Origin of the sequence: Staphylococcus sp. NWU MKU2, from assembly GCF_033283605.1 — a bacterium.
GTDB lineage: Bacteria > Bacillota > Bacilli > Staphylococcales > Staphylococcaceae > Staphylococcus > Staphylococcus haemolyticus.
The window spans coordinates 99,062-115,224 of the sequence record NZ_JAVSMH010000003.1 but is presented as its reverse complement, the minus strand read 5'-3'; the positions used below and the strand labels follow the sequence as shown (position 1 = coordinate 115,224).

Below are 16,163 nucleotides of genomic sequence, written 5' to 3'. Positions count from 1 at the left end.
TTGCATATTTGTAACTAAGTGTTTTTATTTTAAAACTAGGTAGCGATAATGCTTTCAATTTTATATAAAAAAATAATTTTAATTAAGTTTCTCCAATTTACAATTTACCATATTTGTTTTAACATAGAAATGAAAGGCTTAACAATCTTAATATAAAAAGATATTACTTTATATTAGGGAGAAAGAGTAGTAAGTAATAACTTTTTAGTTGTTAACTAATAAATTTGGAGAGGTGTACAACCATGGCAGAATCAAAAGACGTCATTTTAATTGGTGCGGGTGTCTTAAGTACAACATTTGGTTCTATGTTAAATGAGCTTGAGCCTAATTGGAATATCAAGCTTTATGAACGTATGGATCGACCAGGTCTAGAAAGTTCTAATGAACGCCACAACGCTGGTACTGGTCATGCTGCACTTTGTGAATTGAACTATACTGTTCAACAACCTGATGGTTCAATTGACATTGATAAAGCAAAAGAAATCAACGAAGAATTTGAAATTTCAAAACAGTTCTGGGGTCACTTAGTGAAAGTAGGACATATCGAGAATCCAAGAGAATTTATTAATCCTCTTCCACACATTAGTTTTGTTAGAGGCGTTAACAATAAAGAATTCTTGAAGAAACGTTACGAAGCAATGAAACAATCACCAATGTTCGATAACATCGAATATACTGAAGACATTGAAGTAATGAGAAAATGGATTCCATTAATGATGCAAGGTCGCGTTGATGACGGCAAAATGGCCGCTAGTAAAATCGACGAAGGTACAGACGTTAACTTTGGTGAATTAACACGTAAAATGGCACGTCACTTAGAATTAGACGAGCATGTTGAAGTTAAATATAGTCACCAAGTACTTGACTTTGAACGTTTATCAAATGGTAAATGGCAAGTTAAAATCAAAGACCTTAAAACTGGTAACGTATTTGAAGAAGTTACTGACTATGTATTCATTGGTGCAGGCGGTGCTGCAATTCCATTACTACAAAAAACAGGTATCCCTGAAAGTAAACATTTAGGTGGATTCCCTATTACTGGTCAATTCTTAGCATGTACTAATCCACAAGTGATTGAAGCACATGATGCGAAAGTATATGGTAAAGAACCACCAGGCACACCACCAATGACAGTACCTCACCTTGATGCGCGTTACATCGAAGGTAAACGTACTTTATTATTTGGACCATTTGCGAACGTTGGACCTAAATTCCTTAAAAATGGCTCAAACTTAGATTTATTCAAATCTATTAAACCTTATAATATTACAACGATGTTAGCTGCTGCAGTTAAAAACTTACCATTGATTAAATATTCATTTGATCAAATTATCATGACTAAAGAGGGTTGTATGAACCACTTACGTACATTCTATCCTGAAGCTCGTGATGAAGATTGGGAATTATACACAGCAGGTAAACGTGTACAAGTAATTAAAGATACTGAAAAAGAAGGTAAAGGATTTATCCAATTCGGTACAGAAGTGGTTAACTCTGAAGACCATTCAGTAATTGCTTTACTTGGTGAATCACCAGGGGCATCAACTTCAGTTTCAGTAGCTTTAGAAGTTCTTGAGAAAAACTTCCCAGAACAAATCGGCCAATGGAATGCTAAAATTAAAGAAATGATTCCATCATACGGTCAATCATTAATTGAAGATGTTGAATTAATGAGAAAAATACGTCGTCAAACGTCTAAAGATCTTGAATTAGGATACTATGAAGACGCTAAATAAGATGTTTTAATAATAAGAGTCGCTTGAGAGTTTATAGCTCAAGCGACTCTTTTTTAATTTTCTATAGGGATAAAGAAGTTAGCATATTCATAATGGTAAACAATCTTCGAATAATCGAATGGTATTCCTTTATTAGTGTAAAAGGTCAAATCATGACGCATACAAGGATCATTTAGATTGAGATCCAATTGTGGCGCTTCACCTTCAGTTAGAAAATCAATATAGAAATAGATATCTGAAAAGCCGATATTGATCTTAAGTTGTGATTGAAGATAGTCAAATATTGAATGTTCCGCACTGTCACGATCAAGGTGAGTAACTAATGTTTTATTGAAGTAAGATGTTTCAATACATAAAGGGTTATGATCTAAATAGCGAATACGTTCGACATAATAAACTTCTTCATCTTGTTCCGTTAAACGTAAGTGCGCTCTTACTTCATCATCAGGTTTTATCGTCTCAAACGTTAGAACTTTACTTGTTACTTCATGACCTTGTAAATTATCTGAGAAGCCCTTTGTTTTCAAAAGGTTGATATAACCGGATTTATTTTTATTTCGTACATAAATACCACTGCCTCTTGTTTGGAAAATTATACCATCTCTTTGGAGTATCCCTAATGCTTTAATAATGGTACTTTTGCTAACTTCATATCGTGCTTTTAATTGTTCGACACTTGGAAGTTTATCACCAACATTATATTCATCATTTGCAATGGCACTTGTAATATCTTGAGCAATTCGTTCGTACTTTAACATCATTTAACTCCCTTAATGCGTAATTTATATTTATTATAACAAATGTAAAACCCTATTAGTAAATTGTACCGGTATAATTTTGATTATTCTGTTTACAAATTGTACCGGTATAATTATAATAGTTTTTGAAAGGGTTTGCATTCTAATAAAAAATATGACAGTTGTTAAAAAATAAAAACGTATGATTAATAATTTGGAAGAGGAGTTTTGGAATATGTCTAAATTACCTAATGATTTCTTATGGGGTGGCGCTTTAGCGGCTAATCAATTCGAAGGTGGCTATGACCAAGGTGGAAAAGGACTAAGTGTCATTGATGTTATGACAGCTGGCGCACACGGTAAAGCGCGTGAAATCACACAAGATGTAGAACCTGGCAAATATTATCCAAATCATGTTGGCATTGATTTCTACAATCGCTATAAAGAAGATGTGAAAATGTTTAGTGACATGGGCTTAAAATGCTTAAGAACATCAATTGCTTGGACTCGAATTTTTCCAAAAGGTGACGAAGTTGAACCTAATGAAGAAGGTTTACAATTCTATGATGACTTATTTGATGAGTTATTGAAATATAACATTCAACCTGTTATCACACTTTCACATTTTGAAATGCCGTTACACTTAGCGCGTGAATATGGTGGTTTCAGAAATCGTAAAGTGGCAGATTTCTTTGCTCATTTTGCGGAAACAGTATTTAACCGTTATAAAGATAAAGTGAAATATTGGATGACATTTAACGAAATTAATAACCAAATGGACATTAATAATCCAATCTTCTTATGGACAAACTCAGGTGTCTCATTAAAAGAGGACGATAATAAAGAAGAGGTATTGTACCAAGTAGCTCATAATGAATTAATCGCTAGTGCTAAAGCAGTTAAGATTGGTAAAGCGATCAATCCTGAATTCGAAATTGGTGCGATGATTTCACATGTTCCAATCTACCCATATAGTTGTAATCCAAATGATATTATGGAAGCAGAAGTGGCTAGTCGTATGCGTTTCTTCTTCCCTGATGTTCATGCGCGTGGTTATTACCCAGGTTATGCGACGAAGATGTTTGAACGTGAAGGTTTCGACATTGGTTGGCAAGAGGGTGATGATGAAATTTTACGTGATGGTAAAGTGGATTACATTGGATTTAGCTACTATATGTCAACTGTCGTAAAACATGATAATGAAGCAAGTGTCGAAGATAATATTGTTAATGGTGGTTTACCTAATTCAGTAGATAACCCTTATATTAAGAAGAGTGATTGGGGTTGGGCAATCGATCCAGTAGGGTTACGTTACACATTAAATGCCTTATATAATCGCTATCAAATTCCATTATTTATTGTTGAAAATGGCTTTGGTGCCGTGGATGAGTTTGATGAAAACGGTAAAATCCATGATGATTATCGTGTAGATTATTTACGTGAACATATCAAAGCAGCTATTGATGCAGTTGACAAAGATGGTGTTGATTTAATGGGCTACACACCATGGGGTATTATTGATATCGTGTCATTTACAACAGGTGAAATGAAAAAACGTTATGGCTTAATTCACGTAGATCGTGATAATGAAGGAAATGGCTCACTAGAACGTACAAAGAAAGATTCATTTGAATGGTACCGTAATGTGATTGAGTCAAACGGTGAAGAACTATAACTTTTGAAATTATTAGGAATAATAGAATACAACATTAGCTTTCAATCATTTTCAAAGCGTAGCTAACTTGCTTTGGATTGGTTGAAAGCTTTTTTTAATAAGAATGCGAATTAGTTTATGAACTATACAAGAGTGGTTAAGATGAGGGTATCAAATAAAAAGGAGATTACTTATGACAAAAGATATATTTAGTAATCAATATTGGGAGAAAGAGTGGGAAGCTGACCCTAATACTCAGGATAAAAGGATGAAACGTGCAGGTTTAGGTGATCCATCGGCACCAGGTTTTGAAAAGTGGGCTGAAAACTTTAATAAAAATTCTTTTACAGAAGAAAGTCAGCAACGTACGAAACGTATTATGAATTGGATTGAGCAACAAACAGGTCCATTTAGTAATTTAAGTGTGTTAGATGTAGGGGCTGCGTCAGGAGTGTTCAGTGTCCCGTTTGCTAAAGAAGGTGCAAAAGTTACAGCGTTGGAACCATCGCCAATTTTACATGACATGTTAAAAGATAATGCAAATCATTACGGTGTAGCACTTAAAACATTAAATCAATCGTTTGAAGATGCTCAGCTAGAAGAATTAGGGCAGCATGATTTAGTTTTTGCGTCAATGTGTCCAGCAGTGACGACGTGGGAAGCGGTTAGCAAGGCAATCGATATTGCACAGAAATATGTTTATGTCAGTTTAATTGCAGGACCTAAGGAAAACTCAATTGTCGATGAAGTCGTGGCATTTTTAGATGAAGAAAGTCAACCTATGACGGCGGATATGTATTATTTATTACAGTTGTTATACTTTAATGATTATACTTATGAAACATTAATCGAACGCCATACGCAACATAATGACAAACCAATTGAAGATGTGATGCAACAATTGCCACAATGGTTAAAAGAAGTAGAAGTGGAACTAGATGAACAGCAACTTGCAAGCGTAGAACACTATTTACGAGATAAATATGGCGATACCGTACTTGTTATCACTGGGGGTAAATTTGGTAAAGTATTGATTCAAGTTTAGAGGAGCATTCGATGAAACACTACATCGTAAAATTTGAACACACTGATTTAAAAAGATGGAAAAAGTACGTTGTTCCACATGTTTTATATTTGAAGAAATTAATCAAACAAGGACATTTAATCGTTTCTGGTCCTACAGTGAATGCGCGGAAAAGATATAAAAGAAGCTTATTTAATATTTAAAGTTAAAAATCGAGACGAATTAATGACATTACTTGAGAAAGATCCATTTTGGTATAAGGGATTGATTTCAAATTATACCATTGAAGAGTGGAAACCATTATTCGGTAATCTCGAGCAACTCACAAACGAAGAATTTAATAATGAATAATAATCTTAAATACTATTCTGACAGGGTTTGTTGGTGTAGTATTTATTTTTATTATAATTATTTCGATATATCGAAAAAGCAATTAATTAAATATAAAAGAAAAGGTGATTTTAATGATGTTTAGAAGACATATGCAAGATATAAGACAAGGAATGGATCATTTTGAACAATTTGGTAGAAGTAAAGGGCCACAAGGTTTTGAGGGATTTGGTGGTTTTGGACGACGTGGTGGAGGTCGAGATAGATTCTTCAAAAAAGGTAATCTACAATTTATTATTTTACAAATGTTAGAAGAGGAATCACGTCATGGTTACCAAATCATTAAAGATTTAGAAGAACGCTTCAAAGGTTTCTATTCACCAAGTCCTGGTTCAGTTTATCCAATATTACAAATGTTAGAAGATAGAGATTTTGTATCAATTTCTAAAGAAGGTAACAAAAAAATCTACACAATTACAGATGAAGGTAAAACTTTTTTAAAAGAGAATGTAGACCAAGATGAATTCACAAAACGCTTAGAACAATTTAAAAATGTAGATTTTGAACAGATGAAAGCATCTCGTGAACAATTACAAGGATTATTCTATGGATTTATGAAAGCAAGTCAAAGCGCATTACAAGATGAAGAAAAACAAAAAGAATTAAATGTATTTATTGAGGAAACTAAACAAAAATTAGAACGTTTCTATAAATAATCATTTGGGGGTAAGGGTTATGAATATTAAAGATGTAAAAAATGTAGGTATCATTGGTGGAGGGCCTGGCGGTTTAATGCTTGGTCTTCTCTTACAACAACAAGGATTTGGGGTTAAAATCTTTGAAAAAGCAGGCTTAAATGTTAATAGTGATCGTGGAGGTTCTTTAGATATTCACGAAGAAAGTGGTCAATTGGCACTAAAAGAAGCTGGTATTATTGATGAATTTAGAGAACTTGCACGTTTTGAAGGTGAAGACACACGCGTATTAGATAAAGCTGGAAACCTTTATTATGAAGAAACAGCAGACCTTGAAATTGAAGGCGGTCGTCCAGAGATTGATCGTGGTGAACTATGTGATATTATTTCAGCACAATTGAATGATGGCACAGTTATATATGATAAGGCGTTTAATTCATTGAAATATTTAGAAAATGAACAAATTGAAGTGATGTTTGATGATGATAGTAATGAAATATTTAATTTTGTTATTGGGGCTGATGGTGCCTTTTCAAAAGTAAGACCATATTTGGCTAATGTGATGCAGAATATAATGGTATTTCAATGGTTGAATTGAATGTAGAAGACGTATTTAATCAATATCCCGATTTAGCAAGATTTAATAAAAACGGTAAAATGATGGCCTTTGGAGATAATAAAGCAATACTTGGACAAGTTAATGGCGACGGACGTATTAAAGTTTATATGTCTTATAAAATGGATTATGAGACATTTGATGAATTTAAAGCAATGTCTAAAACTGAAATTAAAAATCAGTTAATGAAAGATTTTGCAGATTGGGATGAAGATTTAAAAAAATATATTGAATATGCAGGTGATGATTTATTATTACGTCGTATTTATAAATTGCCAATAGGGTTTAAATGGGATAATCAACCAAATTTAACATTAATTGGTGATGCTGCGCATTTAATGAGTCCATTTGCGGGTGAGGGCGTTAATATGGCATTTTACGATGCATATTTATTAGCTGAAGCGTTAAAAGGTCATGCTGACTTACAAAGTGCATTAAAAGCTTATGAAGAAAATATGTATGAAGCATCTGAACAAAGTGCAAGTGAATCACAAGCTAATTTAGAAATAATGTTTAGTAACAATGCTGCGAAAACGTTTGGCGATTTCTTCAATCAAGTAGGGGATTTGTTTGAGGAGCATCAAACACATAATCAATAATAGAATATATTAGAAAAGCCGGCCGGTTGAAATAACCAGTCGGCTTTTAAATATTCGAGTGAAGTTGTAGAGCACTTCGCCGGAATGATAAACGGGCTACAGTGAGCAGTCTGCTCAACAATTATACGCATCGCGCTAAAACTAAAGAACAGTTTTCGCTTGATGCTAGTAATTGTTCGCAACCTAAACGCTCACTTTCGCACCTAGTGATAAACGGGCTACGAAAAGCAGATCGTTCGACAATAATACGCTAATCGCTAAAATCAGAGAGTGATTTTTGCTCATAGCTCGTTATTGCTCACGACCTGAACGCTTTTCTTCGCACCTTAGTTTTTATTTACTGATGCGTCGTAGATTGAATCTACTGCGTCACCTAATGCTTTATCAAACTCTTCTTGTGATTGGCTAGCGCGTAAGTCGCTTGCTAATGCACGTGAGAAGCTTGCGATTAATTCATCATTGTCTTTCAATAATTTGTTAGCTTCGTCTCTGCTGTAACCACCTGATAATACAACCACGCGTACAACATTTGGATGATCTGCTAATTCTTTGTATAAGTTAGCTTTAGTTGGGATAGTTAATTTTAACATTACTAATTGATCATCGTTTAAAGCATCTAAGCCTTTTTTAAGTTCAGCTTTTAATACTTCTTCAATTTCAGCTTTATCTTTAGCGTTAATGTTAACTTCAGGTTCAATGATTGGTACTAAACCTTTAGCGATGATTTTTTTAGCGAATTCAAATTGTTGTTCAACAACATCTTTGATACCTTGTTCATTTAATTCTAAGATATTAGAACGCATTTTAGTACCGAAGATATGACGTTCAACCGCACGGTCTAAAGTATCGTCTAAATCATCGATAGGTTTCATTAATTGAACACCGTTTTGTTGTTTAGCTAAACCTTTGTCGACTTTTAAGAAAGGTACAACACCTTTGTCTGCTAAGTAGTCACCAGTGTATTTGCCTTCAACTTCACGATCCATAGTTTGTTCGAAAAGGATAGCACCTAAAATTTTGTCTGGAGAGAATGAAGGTGAAGTTACAACTCTAGTACGCATATCGTGCACAAGTTGGAACATTTCGTCATCATTGCTATATTCGTCCTCGTTTACACCATACTCTTTCAATGCTTTAGGAGTACTACCGCCACTTTGATCTAACGCTGCGATAAAACCTTTCCCATTTGTCATTTTTTCTAATTGTTCTTTATTCATTACTCTTTCCACTCCTTTAATTAACTTTCATATTTATTATGATAAAAATAAAGCTCATTCTCAAGTTATAAAACTTATATTTATTGAAAATTCATATTTTACAGTTTATAGTTTCATAAATTAGACGCATTTAGCGATAATAAAGTTAATAAATCTTATTAAGTGAGGGGAAAATGGAAAAACGTATTTTAATTATTGGAAGTCCAGGCTCTGGTAAATCGACATTAGCGCATCATCTACATAAAACGTATGGCATACCTTTATATCATATGGATAACATCAATTGGATTGATAACAAAACGACGATTAGACAAGAAGAATTAATTGAACAGCTTAATCAAATTATTGCTAAAAATACTTGGATTATTGATGGTAATTATTCGGACACACTACCTTTAAGGTTGGAGAGAGCAACTGTCGTTATATGGTTAAAAGAACCTAGATGGAAGTGTATTTACCGTGTCATAAAAAGGGTGATTATTCACAATTTGAAACGTCATCGTATTGGGGGTAATCCGAATACAATTAGTTTTGAATTTATAAAATATGTGTGGCAATTTCCTGAAAATAATAATGAATTCATCAAGTTACAACAACTGAAAACGCAAGATCATATCAAATGGGTTATAAGTAATTCACGTCTCAAAAACCTATAACATAATCAGCAAGATGTTCATTAGTTTAAAAAACACCTACAAATATTTAACATAGTTTCTTATTATTAACGACATAAAAAACGAATAAAAACGAACTATTTGTATGAAAAGTGAATAATAGTTCGTTTTATGTTATCATTTGTTTTAAAGGTAGGGAGTTTTTTAACCTTCATTCATTTAAAAAGGCGTGTGAGTAATGATTAAAAAAGTTAAATTGGTTATTTTTGATTTAGATAATACGCTATTTTCTTTTAATAAATTATGGATAAAAGCGAATAAAGATACGTTTGAAGCGTATACGTTGTTTAAAGATATAGATTATAGTGACTTTATGAAATTATTTAAAAAATATGATTTATACTTTTGGAAACAGCATGATGAAGGGGTTATTACCTTAGATGAATTGCGAGAGTTAAGACTAATTAAAACTTTACAGCATTTTGATATAAATATTTCTCGCGAAGAAGCCAACGAGTATTTCGAATCCTTTTTTACTAAGTTATTGTCTAGTATAACTGTTAATAGAAAAATGAATGATTTACTTATGTCATTAAAAGAAAATGTAAACATCGCCATACTTACCAATGGAAAGCTTAAAGAACAGAATATTAAAATTGATAATCTCGATATTAGATCAATTTTTGAAAAGAATATTTTTATATCTGAAAATATAGGTTGCGAAAAGCCTGATCCTAAAGCATTTTTAAATGTCACGTCTAGACTAAACGTTAATCCTGAAGAGTGCTTGTTTATAGGAGATTCTTATAGAAATGACATCTTGGGTTCATTAAATGTTAATATGGCTGCCATTTGGTTAACGAGTTCTGATAAAGATACAGAATTAAATATAAAAGATGGACTTTATTATTGCGAAGATAATATAGAAGTTCTACTAAAAAAGCTCCTTGATGATAAATATAAAGATTTAACAATTTATAACTAGTTTAATACGAAAAATAGAGTGTGTAGAAAGTAACCATTTTCTGTACACTCTATTTTTATGCGTGATAGACAATTCTCATCTCAGAACTCTTGTAACATAATCAGGGTATTATTAATTTTAAAAAATTAAATGCATGCAAATATTAGATAATTTATTATATAAAATTTTGCCATATTGATTAATAGTACATAAAGTATGCTATTCTATAAGAAAGTTAGGTTCTCTTATTTAGGATAATTAAACTATTCAAATCGCTTACTATTCTAAATAATGAGAAACTAATTATACATATAAAGCATATACGGAGGCTAAGGGAATGAAAAAGAACAAAATATTTGCTGTATTAACAACAAGTGCTTTGTTACTCGCTGCGTGCAGTAATGGTGATAATTCATCTAGTAGCGGGCAAAAAGGGGACAGCCAGAAGAACGAACAAACTAACAGTCAAAGCGAGAAATTAAAAAAGAATAATGACAAAAACAAGAATGAGAACAAAGTCGATTACCCTAAAGATGGCGTTAAAGGTATTTATGTCACAAGCAATTCAACACAAGGCGATAAGATCGATGAATTAATAAAGTTCATTAAAGATTCTAAATTAAATACAATGGTTATCGATGTTAAAGATGATGAAGGTAATATCACAATGAAACTTAACACTGGAAATAAACAAGTGGATAAGAACACATTAGATATTGTAGATGGTAAGAAATTGTTGAAAAAATTACATGATAACAATATTTATCCAATTGCTCGTATCGTTACATTTAAGGATACTAAATTAGCTGAAGAACACCCTGAGTGGTCATTTAAAGAAAGTGATGGGTCAGTTTGGACTAATGGTAAAGGCGATAGCTTTGTTAACCCATTCATGAAGGAAGTATGGGATTATGATATTACTGTCGCTAAAGCAGCAGCTAAAGCTGGATTCCAAGATATCCAATTTGACTATGTGCGTTTCCCAGAAGGCTTTGAAAATGAAGCAGACAGTTTAACTTATAGTAAGGGTGACTACAAAAATAGCAAGTTAAGTTCAGGAGATCAACGTGTTGATACAATTACAAAATTCTTAGAACATGCTAATAAAGAGTTGAAACCAATGGGTGTTAACGTATCGGCAGACGTATTTGGCTATTCTGCATTAGTTAAAAACGCACCAGGCATTGGTCAAAGTTTCCCTAAAATGTCTGAAAATGTAGATGCGATTTCATCAATGATTTATCCTTCACATTGGAGTAACGGTGACTTTGGTTTAGATGCTCCGGATACAGAACCGTACAAAACAGTAAATCGATACATTCAAAAAGAAAATAGTTTACTAGATTCACTTGGTAAGAAAAAAACAATTTCTCGTCCATGGATTCAAGATTTCACGGCATCGTATTTAGGTGATGGTAATTATATTGATTATGATGCGAAAGCAGTATCTGAGCAAGTTCAAGCTTTAAAAGATAATGGTGTGAATGAATTCTTACTATGGAATGCGGGTAACGAATATACTGAAGGTGCAAACTATAATCCTAAAAAAGGTAGCGCGAAAGAACGTGACCCAGAAGGTGTAGAGCAAGATACAAAACAGCAAGACAATAAAGACGACAATAAAAAAGATAGTAATGAAGAGAATGGGAACAGCAATCAATAAAAAAACAGTCTGGGACATAAATAATATAATAATGCTATTTAGCAAATTCGCAGTAGCTGACTGAACTGAGAAGGCGCTTAAATCAAGCTTTTCTCAGTTCTAGTCATCCTTGCGGGGGTGGGACGACGAATTTTAAAAGAATTCTGTCCCACTCCCTTTTTCTATGAGATTTTTTTATGAGATTGTTTAGCTACTAACGCACCGCCTAGTAATAAGAAAATGCTACCTAATAATTGAGTGGATTGTTCACTGTCTGAATGACCAGTTTCAGGTAATGAAGATTGAGAGTTAGTGCTATCATGGTTTTCTTGTTTTTTTACTGATTGAGACGAAGGCACTTCGTTAGATTTAACGTTACCGACATAATATGAATTTAATTCACGCGCACAATCTACAGAATTAATTTTAGATGCTTCTTCCTTTTGATCATCTAATTCAGCAGCATTTGCAATACCGTGTTCAACATATGTTTCTCCACTTTGAAGTTGATTAAAGTTACTATATTTATCGTTTTTATATTCGACTTGGCCATTTTTATGAACTTTATAAACACCTAAACCAGCATTTGCTTTATTATGGCTTTTAATTTCAAAATAGTCCCCTTTGTCGATTGCTTTTCCAAAGTTTTGTAAATCTGGATTACCTCCACTATTTGATAACGCCTCTGAAGCAACTTCTTGTGCGTTATTCTTAGTAACGATATCAGCAGCAAAAGCTTGATGTCCGCTAAACGCAGTTAATAATACTGTACTTGAAATAAGTGTTGACGCAAATAGAGAAACCTTCATCACAATGAAAACCCCATTTCATTATTTATCGTTTACAGCCTTAGTGTAACACTCAGAATTAATTAAAATAGGGCTTTAAAGTAAACCATATTGAAACTTTAAATTAGCTTAAAGAATGACATATTTGTAAAGTTAGATTTACAATATTAAAGTTTTTATGAATATAAGTAATCGTGATACTAAATTTAATGATGCTAACTTATCATTTCTTTTTAGAAAAGTAAGGGATAGACCATACCATGCAAACAGTGAAAATCAAATGTGCAATCATCCATAAGCCATATTCTGTCCAACTAAATTGGAAAAATGAACGTTGTGCCAATAGAATAAGTAATGGATATAATAGTAGAAATATGAGTATCAGTAATAAATAACTTATTTTGTAAAAAGGTTTGAAAAATTTATAAATAATTAGAAATGTGATGTAAATTAAAAATCCAATGACAATATGAATCAATAGTTCTAAAATCAGTGGTGTTTGATTTGGGTCAGCGATGAAATCGATATTGATCAATAACAAAGTTAGGTGCGTCGTGTGTGTTACGACATCCATAATAAACATAATAAGTAATAATAAAATGCTAATTAGCAATGCGCTAAGAAAGTGGTAGCTGTATCGTATCATAAATATCCATCCTTCAAATGTGTTTAACAAGCTATTCCCTATGGCAATGTGAATCACACATTTTAAAAATTTAGAATATTTAAAAAATGATATTGACCAAGACAAAATCCAATGCTAATATGATATCAATTCAATAAAACTTGTTAACTCTTATCAAGAGTGGTGGAGGGATGTGCCCTAAGAAGCCCAGCAACCGTCGTTTAACGAAATGGTGCTAATTCACATAAAGTAGACAATACTTTAAGAGATAAGAGAAAGTGTATCGATACTTTCTCTTAAATAATAGAAAGTATTTTTTTATGTCTTCTAACTATTTAAGAGTTGAAGTGTAATTGAATCATTTATTAAAAAAGAGGTGTCGATATACATGAAAAAATGGTTAAGTGTGATAAGTATTTTAGTTTTAGTTATTGTATTGGCAGGATGTGGCAAAGATAAAGAGGATAGTAAAAAAATCACGGTTGCTGCTTCACCTGCACCCCATGGAGATGTGTTGAAGAAAGCTAAAGAACAATTAAAGAAAAAAGGTTATGATTTAGAAGTTAAAGAAGTCAATGATTATAAAGTACCAAATAAATTATTAGATAAAGGTGATGTAGATGCCAACTTCTTCCAACATGTACCTTATTTAAAAGCTGAAAAGAAAAGTCATGGATATAAAATAGAAGAATTAGGTAAAGTATTTACAACTCCAATGGGCGTATACAGTAAAAAATATAAAAATCTAAAAGATATTCCTGAAGGTTCAACGATTTATGTTTCAAATAATCCAGCGGAAGAAGGACGATTTTTATCATTCTTTGTAGATGAAGGTCTCATTAAGTTGAAAAAAGGTGTCAAAATTGAAGATGCTAAGTTTGAAGATATCGCTGAAAATAAAAAGAATTTAAAATTCAATCACCAACAAGGGGCTGAGTTTTTACCAAAGACATATAAAAATGGTGAAGGAGCAGCAGTGATTATGAATTCTAACTATGCCATCGATAATGGTTTAAAACCTTCTAAAGATGCAATAGTTATGGAAGGTAAATCATCTCCGTTTGCCAATATTATTGCTGTTCAAGAAGGACATAAAAATGATAAAAAGTTCCAAGAATTATTAAAAGTTATGCAATCGAAAGAAATTAAAGATTATATTAAGAAAGAATATGGAGACGATGTAATTCCATACGAAAGTAAATAATTATCCATATTAAATTGGGAGTAGGACAGAAATAATATTTTCTCAAAATTTATTTCGTTGTCCTACCCCGGCAAGGATGACTAGGTTTGAAAAAAGCTTGATTCAAGCGCATTTTCAAATCAGTCAGCTACTGACAAAATGATAAAGTAGGCTGCGACATTTTATATTGTCACAGCCTCTCTTTTTAGAAAGAAAATAATAAATACCAAAAATTACAAACTTTAATTATTTTTGATTATTCAGAAAATATTTACAAATCTGACAATTATTAGTAAGATATTGAATATTATCACTTAAATAGTGTTTATTTAGAGGGCCGACGAACTTTTTAAATAGAGGGAAGCAAAAGGGATGGTCTATCTTGGGAGGATGAGCCGATATGAGTAAAGCAGAGGAATTAATTAATGAAGATGGGAAATACTTCGCCGCATCAGGGAGAATAAAATATTATCCATTAGCCATTGACCATGGTTATGGTGCGACACTAGTAGATGTGGATGGTAAAGAATATATTGATTTATTATCAAGTGCAAGTTCACAAAATGTAGGACACGCACCTAAACCAGTTACTGAAGCGATTAAGAAACAAGCTGAGAAATTTATTCATTATACACCCGCATATATGTATCATGAACCAGCAGTAAAATTATCTAAAAAGCTATGTGAAATTGCTCCAGGTGACTATGAAAAGCGTGTAACGTTTGGATTAAGTGGGTCTGATGCGAATGACGGTATTATTAAATTTGCGAGAGCTTATACGAGGCGCCCTTACATTATTAGTTTCACAAATGCATATCATGGGTCAACATTTGGATCATTATCCATGTCTGCCATTAGTTTAAATATGCGCAAACATTATGGACCATTATTGAATGGATTTTATCATATTCCATTCCCTGATAAATATAGAGGGATGTTTGAGCAGCCAAATGCAAATACAGTTGAAGAGTATCTTGCACCATTAAAAGAAATGTTTCCGAAATATGTGCCAGCGGAAGAAGTGGCTTGTATTGTTGTAGAAACAATCCAAGGTGACGGAGGTCTATTAGAACCTGTAGATGGTTACTTTGAGGCATTAGAAACGTTATGCCGTGAACATGGTATTCTAATTGCTGTAGATGATATTCAACAGGGGTTAGGGCGAACTGGGACATGGAGTTCAATTGATCACTTTAATTTCACACCGGATTTAATTACATTTGGTAAATCACTAGCAGGTGGGTTACCGATGTCAGCTATTGTTGGGCGTAAAGAAATCATAGAGACACTTGAGGCACCGGCACATCTATTTACAACTGGTGCGAATCCTGTAAGTTGTGAAGCGGCTTTAGCTACATTAGGTATGATTGAAGATGAGGATTTATTAACTGCTAGTTCTGAAAAAGGGGCTTACGTGCGCAAGCGAATGGATCAATGGGTGAATGATTATGATTTCGTTGGAGATGTGCGTGGTAAAGGTTTATCAATTGGTATTGATATCGTATCAAATAAACAAGCTAAGACGAGAGCTTCTGACGAAGCACTTAAAATATGTAATTATTGTTTTGATCAGGGTCTTGTATTGATTGCAGTAGCTGGTAATGTACTACGTTTCCAACCTCCATTAGTTATTACGTATGAACAATTAGATTATGCGTTAAATACAATAGAGAATGCATTGCAAGCGTTACAAGATGGACAACTGGATAACTATAATATTGATGGTCAAGGTTGGTAAT

The 16,163-nt window shown here is 32.9% G+C and carries 14 protein-coding genes, 1 pseudogene and 1 riboswitch; of the genes and pseudogenes, 11 read left to right on the top strand and 4 right to left on the bottom strand.

What is annotated here, in order from left to right; genetic code table 11:
* Positions 1-242 precede the first annotated feature (242 nt).
* Positions 243-1,736, top strand: a complete 1,494-nt coding sequence (gene lqo / locus SBL15_RS06565; RefSeq protein WP_317955506.1) for an L-lactate dehydrogenase (quinone) — start codon at positions 243-245, stop codon at positions 1,734-1,736.
* Positions 1,737-1,789: 53 nt separating this feature from the next.
* Here the strand turns inward: lqo and SBL15_RS06560 are convergent, their stop codons facing one another.
* Positions 1,790-2,494 carry a GntR family transcriptional regulator gene (locus tag SBL15_RS06560; protein ID WP_107611288.1) on the bottom strand — a complete coding sequence of 235 codons (705 nt, stop codon included), beginning with the start codon at positions 2,492-2,494 and terminating at the stop codon, positions 1,790-1,792.
* 214 nt (positions 2,495-2,708) lie between these two features.
* On the opposite strand from SBL15_RS06560, the gene SBL15_RS06555 reads away from it, so the two are divergent.
* The 5 genes and pseudogenes from SBL15_RS06555 (at position 2,709) to SBL15_RS06535 (ending at position 7,391) form a co-directional block, all read left to right on the top strand.
* Positions 2,709-4,148, top strand: a complete 1,440-nt coding sequence (locus SBL15_RS06555) for a 6-phospho-beta-glucosidase (RefSeq protein WP_107611289.1) — start codon at positions 2,709-2,711, stop codon at positions 4,146-4,148.
* 172 nt (positions 4,149-4,320) lie between these two features.
* On the top strand, positions 4,321-5,172 hold the full coding sequence (locus tag SBL15_RS06550; RefSeq protein WP_107611290.1) for a class I SAM-dependent methyltransferase: 852 nt from the start codon (positions 4,321-4,323) through the stop codon (positions 5,170-5,172).
* Positions 5,173-5,313: 141 nt separating this feature from the next.
* The gene (locus tag SBL15_RS06545) at positions 5,314-5,502 is read left to right on the top strand and encodes a YciI family protein (protein ID WP_233641257.1); all 189 of its coding nucleotides are present in this window, start codon (positions 5,314-5,316) and stop codon (positions 5,500-5,502) included.
* Between the two features lie 116 nt (positions 5,503-5,618).
* On the top strand, positions 5,619-6,197 hold the full coding sequence (locus tag SBL15_RS06540) for a PadR family transcriptional regulator (RefSeq protein ID WP_317955504.1): 579 nt from the start codon (positions 5,619-5,621) through the stop codon (positions 6,195-6,197).
* Between the two features lie 19 nt (positions 6,198-6,216).
* A pseudogene (locus SBL15_RS06535) lies at positions 6,217-7,391 on the top strand (FAD-dependent oxidoreductase).
* 326 nt (positions 7,392-7,717) lie between these two features.
* Here the strand turns inward: SBL15_RS06535 and SBL15_RS06530 are convergent.
* On the bottom strand, positions 7,718-8,608 hold the full coding sequence (locus SBL15_RS06530) for a fructose bisphosphate aldolase (protein ID WP_107613221.1): 891 nt from the start codon (positions 8,606-8,608) through the stop codon (positions 7,718-7,720).
* Between the two features lie 173 nt (positions 8,609-8,781).
* Between SBL15_RS06530 and SBL15_RS06525 the strand changes: the two genes are divergently transcribed.
* The 3 genes from SBL15_RS06525 to SBL15_RS06515 all read left to right on the top strand — a co-directional run bounded on the left by SBL15_RS06525 (position 8,782) and on the right by SBL15_RS06515 (position 11,849).
* Positions 8,782-9,264 (top strand): AAA family ATPase, encoded by a 483-nt coding sequence (locus SBL15_RS06525; protein ID WP_107611292.1) that lies wholly within the window; start codon positions 8,782-8,784, stop codon positions 9,262-9,264.
* Between the two features lie 196 nt (positions 9,265-9,460).
* On the top strand, positions 9,461-10,207 hold the full coding sequence (locus SBL15_RS06520; RefSeq protein WP_107637488.1) for an HAD family hydrolase: 747 nt from the start codon (positions 9,461-9,463) through the stop codon (positions 10,205-10,207).
* Between the two features lie 316 nt (positions 10,208-10,523).
* Complete coding sequence (locus SBL15_RS06515; protein WP_317955500.1) at positions 10,524-11,849, top strand: putative glycoside hydrolase; 1,326 nt, start codon at positions 10,524-10,526, stop codon at positions 11,847-11,849.
* Between the two features lie 161 nt (positions 11,850-12,010).
* Here the strand turns inward: SBL15_RS06515 and SBL15_RS06510 are convergent, their stop codons facing one another.
* A complete protein-coding gene (locus SBL15_RS06510) occupies positions 12,011-12,637 on the bottom strand; it encodes a cell surface protein (protein WP_202112059.1) in 627 nt (208 codons plus the stop codon).
* Positions 12,638-12,839: 202 nt separating this feature from the next.
* Positions 12,840-13,262: a hypothetical protein gene (locus SBL15_RS06505; protein ID WP_107611295.1), complete on the bottom strand. Its 423-nt coding sequence runs from the start codon at positions 13,260-13,262 to the stop codon at positions 12,840-12,842.
* Between the two features lie 147 nt (positions 13,263-13,409).
* Positions 13,410-13,516: riboswitch (SAM riboswitch) on the top strand.
* Between the two features lie 113 nt (positions 13,517-13,629).
* Between SBL15_RS06505 and SBL15_RS06500 the strand changes: the two genes are divergently transcribed.
* Both SBL15_RS06500 and SBL15_RS06495 read left to right on the top strand, forming a co-directional pair.
* A complete protein-coding gene (locus tag SBL15_RS06500) occupies positions 13,630-14,445 on the top strand; it encodes a MetQ/NlpA family ABC transporter substrate-binding protein (protein ID WP_053016353.1) in 816 nt (271 codons plus the stop codon).
* A 379-nt stretch (positions 14,446-14,824) separates the two neighbouring features.
* Positions 14,825-16,162 carry an aspartate aminotransferase family protein gene (locus SBL15_RS06495; protein WP_317955498.1) on the top strand — a complete coding sequence of 446 codons (1,338 nt, stop codon included), beginning with the start codon at positions 14,825-14,827 and terminating at the stop codon, positions 16,160-16,162.
* Position 16,163 lies beyond the last annotated feature (1 nt).

Bases quoted from the DNA above. Each gene is read 5' to 3' on its own strand.
- lqo (WP_317955506.1), top strand. From the start codon at position 243: ATGGCAGAATCAAAAGACGTCATTTTAATTGGTGCGGGTGTCTTAAGT.
- SBL15_RS06560 (WP_107611288.1), bottom strand. From the start codon at position 2,494: ATGTTAAAGTACGAACGAATTGCTCAAGATATTACAAGTGCCATTGCA.
- SBL15_RS06555 (WP_107611289.1), top strand. From the start codon at position 2,709: ATGTCTAAATTACCTAATGATTTCTTATGGGGTGGCGCTTTAGCGGCT.
- SBL15_RS06550 (WP_107611290.1), top strand. From the start codon at position 4,321: ATGACAAAAGATATATTTAGTAATCAATATTGGGAGAAAGAGTGGGAA.
- SBL15_RS06545 (WP_233641257.1), top strand. From the start codon at position 5,314: ATGCGCGGAAAAGATATAAAAGAAGCTTATTTAATATTTAAAGTTAAA.
- SBL15_RS06540 (WP_317955504.1), top strand. From the start codon at position 5,619: ATGTTTAGAAGACATATGCAAGATATAAGACAAGGAATGGATCATTTT.
- SBL15_RS06530 (WP_107613221.1), bottom strand. From the start codon at position 8,608: ATGAATAAAGAACAATTAGAAAAAATGACAAATGGGAAAGGTTTTATC.
- SBL15_RS06525 (WP_107611292.1), top strand. From the start codon at position 8,782: ATGGAAAAACGTATTTTAATTATTGGAAGTCCAGGCTCTGGTAAATCG.
- SBL15_RS06520 (WP_107637488.1), top strand. From the start codon at position 9,461: ATGATTAAAAAAGTTAAATTGGTTATTTTTGATTTAGATAATACGCTA.
- SBL15_RS06515 (WP_317955500.1), top strand. From the start codon at position 10,524: ATGAAAAAGAACAAAATATTTGCTGTATTAACAACAAGTGCTTTGTTA.
- SBL15_RS06510 (WP_202112059.1), bottom strand. From the start codon at position 12,637: ATGAAGGTTTCTCTATTTGCGTCAACACTTATTTCAAGTACAGTATTA.
- SBL15_RS06505 (WP_107611295.1), bottom strand. From the start codon at position 13,262: ATGATACGATACAGCTACCACTTTCTTAGCGCATTGCTAATTAGCATT.
- SBL15_RS06500 (WP_053016353.1), top strand. From the start codon at position 13,630: ATGAAAAAATGGTTAAGTGTGATAAGTATTTTAGTTTTAGTTATTGTA.
- SBL15_RS06495 (WP_317955498.1), top strand. From the start codon at position 14,825: ATGAGTAAAGCAGAGGAATTAATTAATGAAGATGGGAAATACTTCGCC.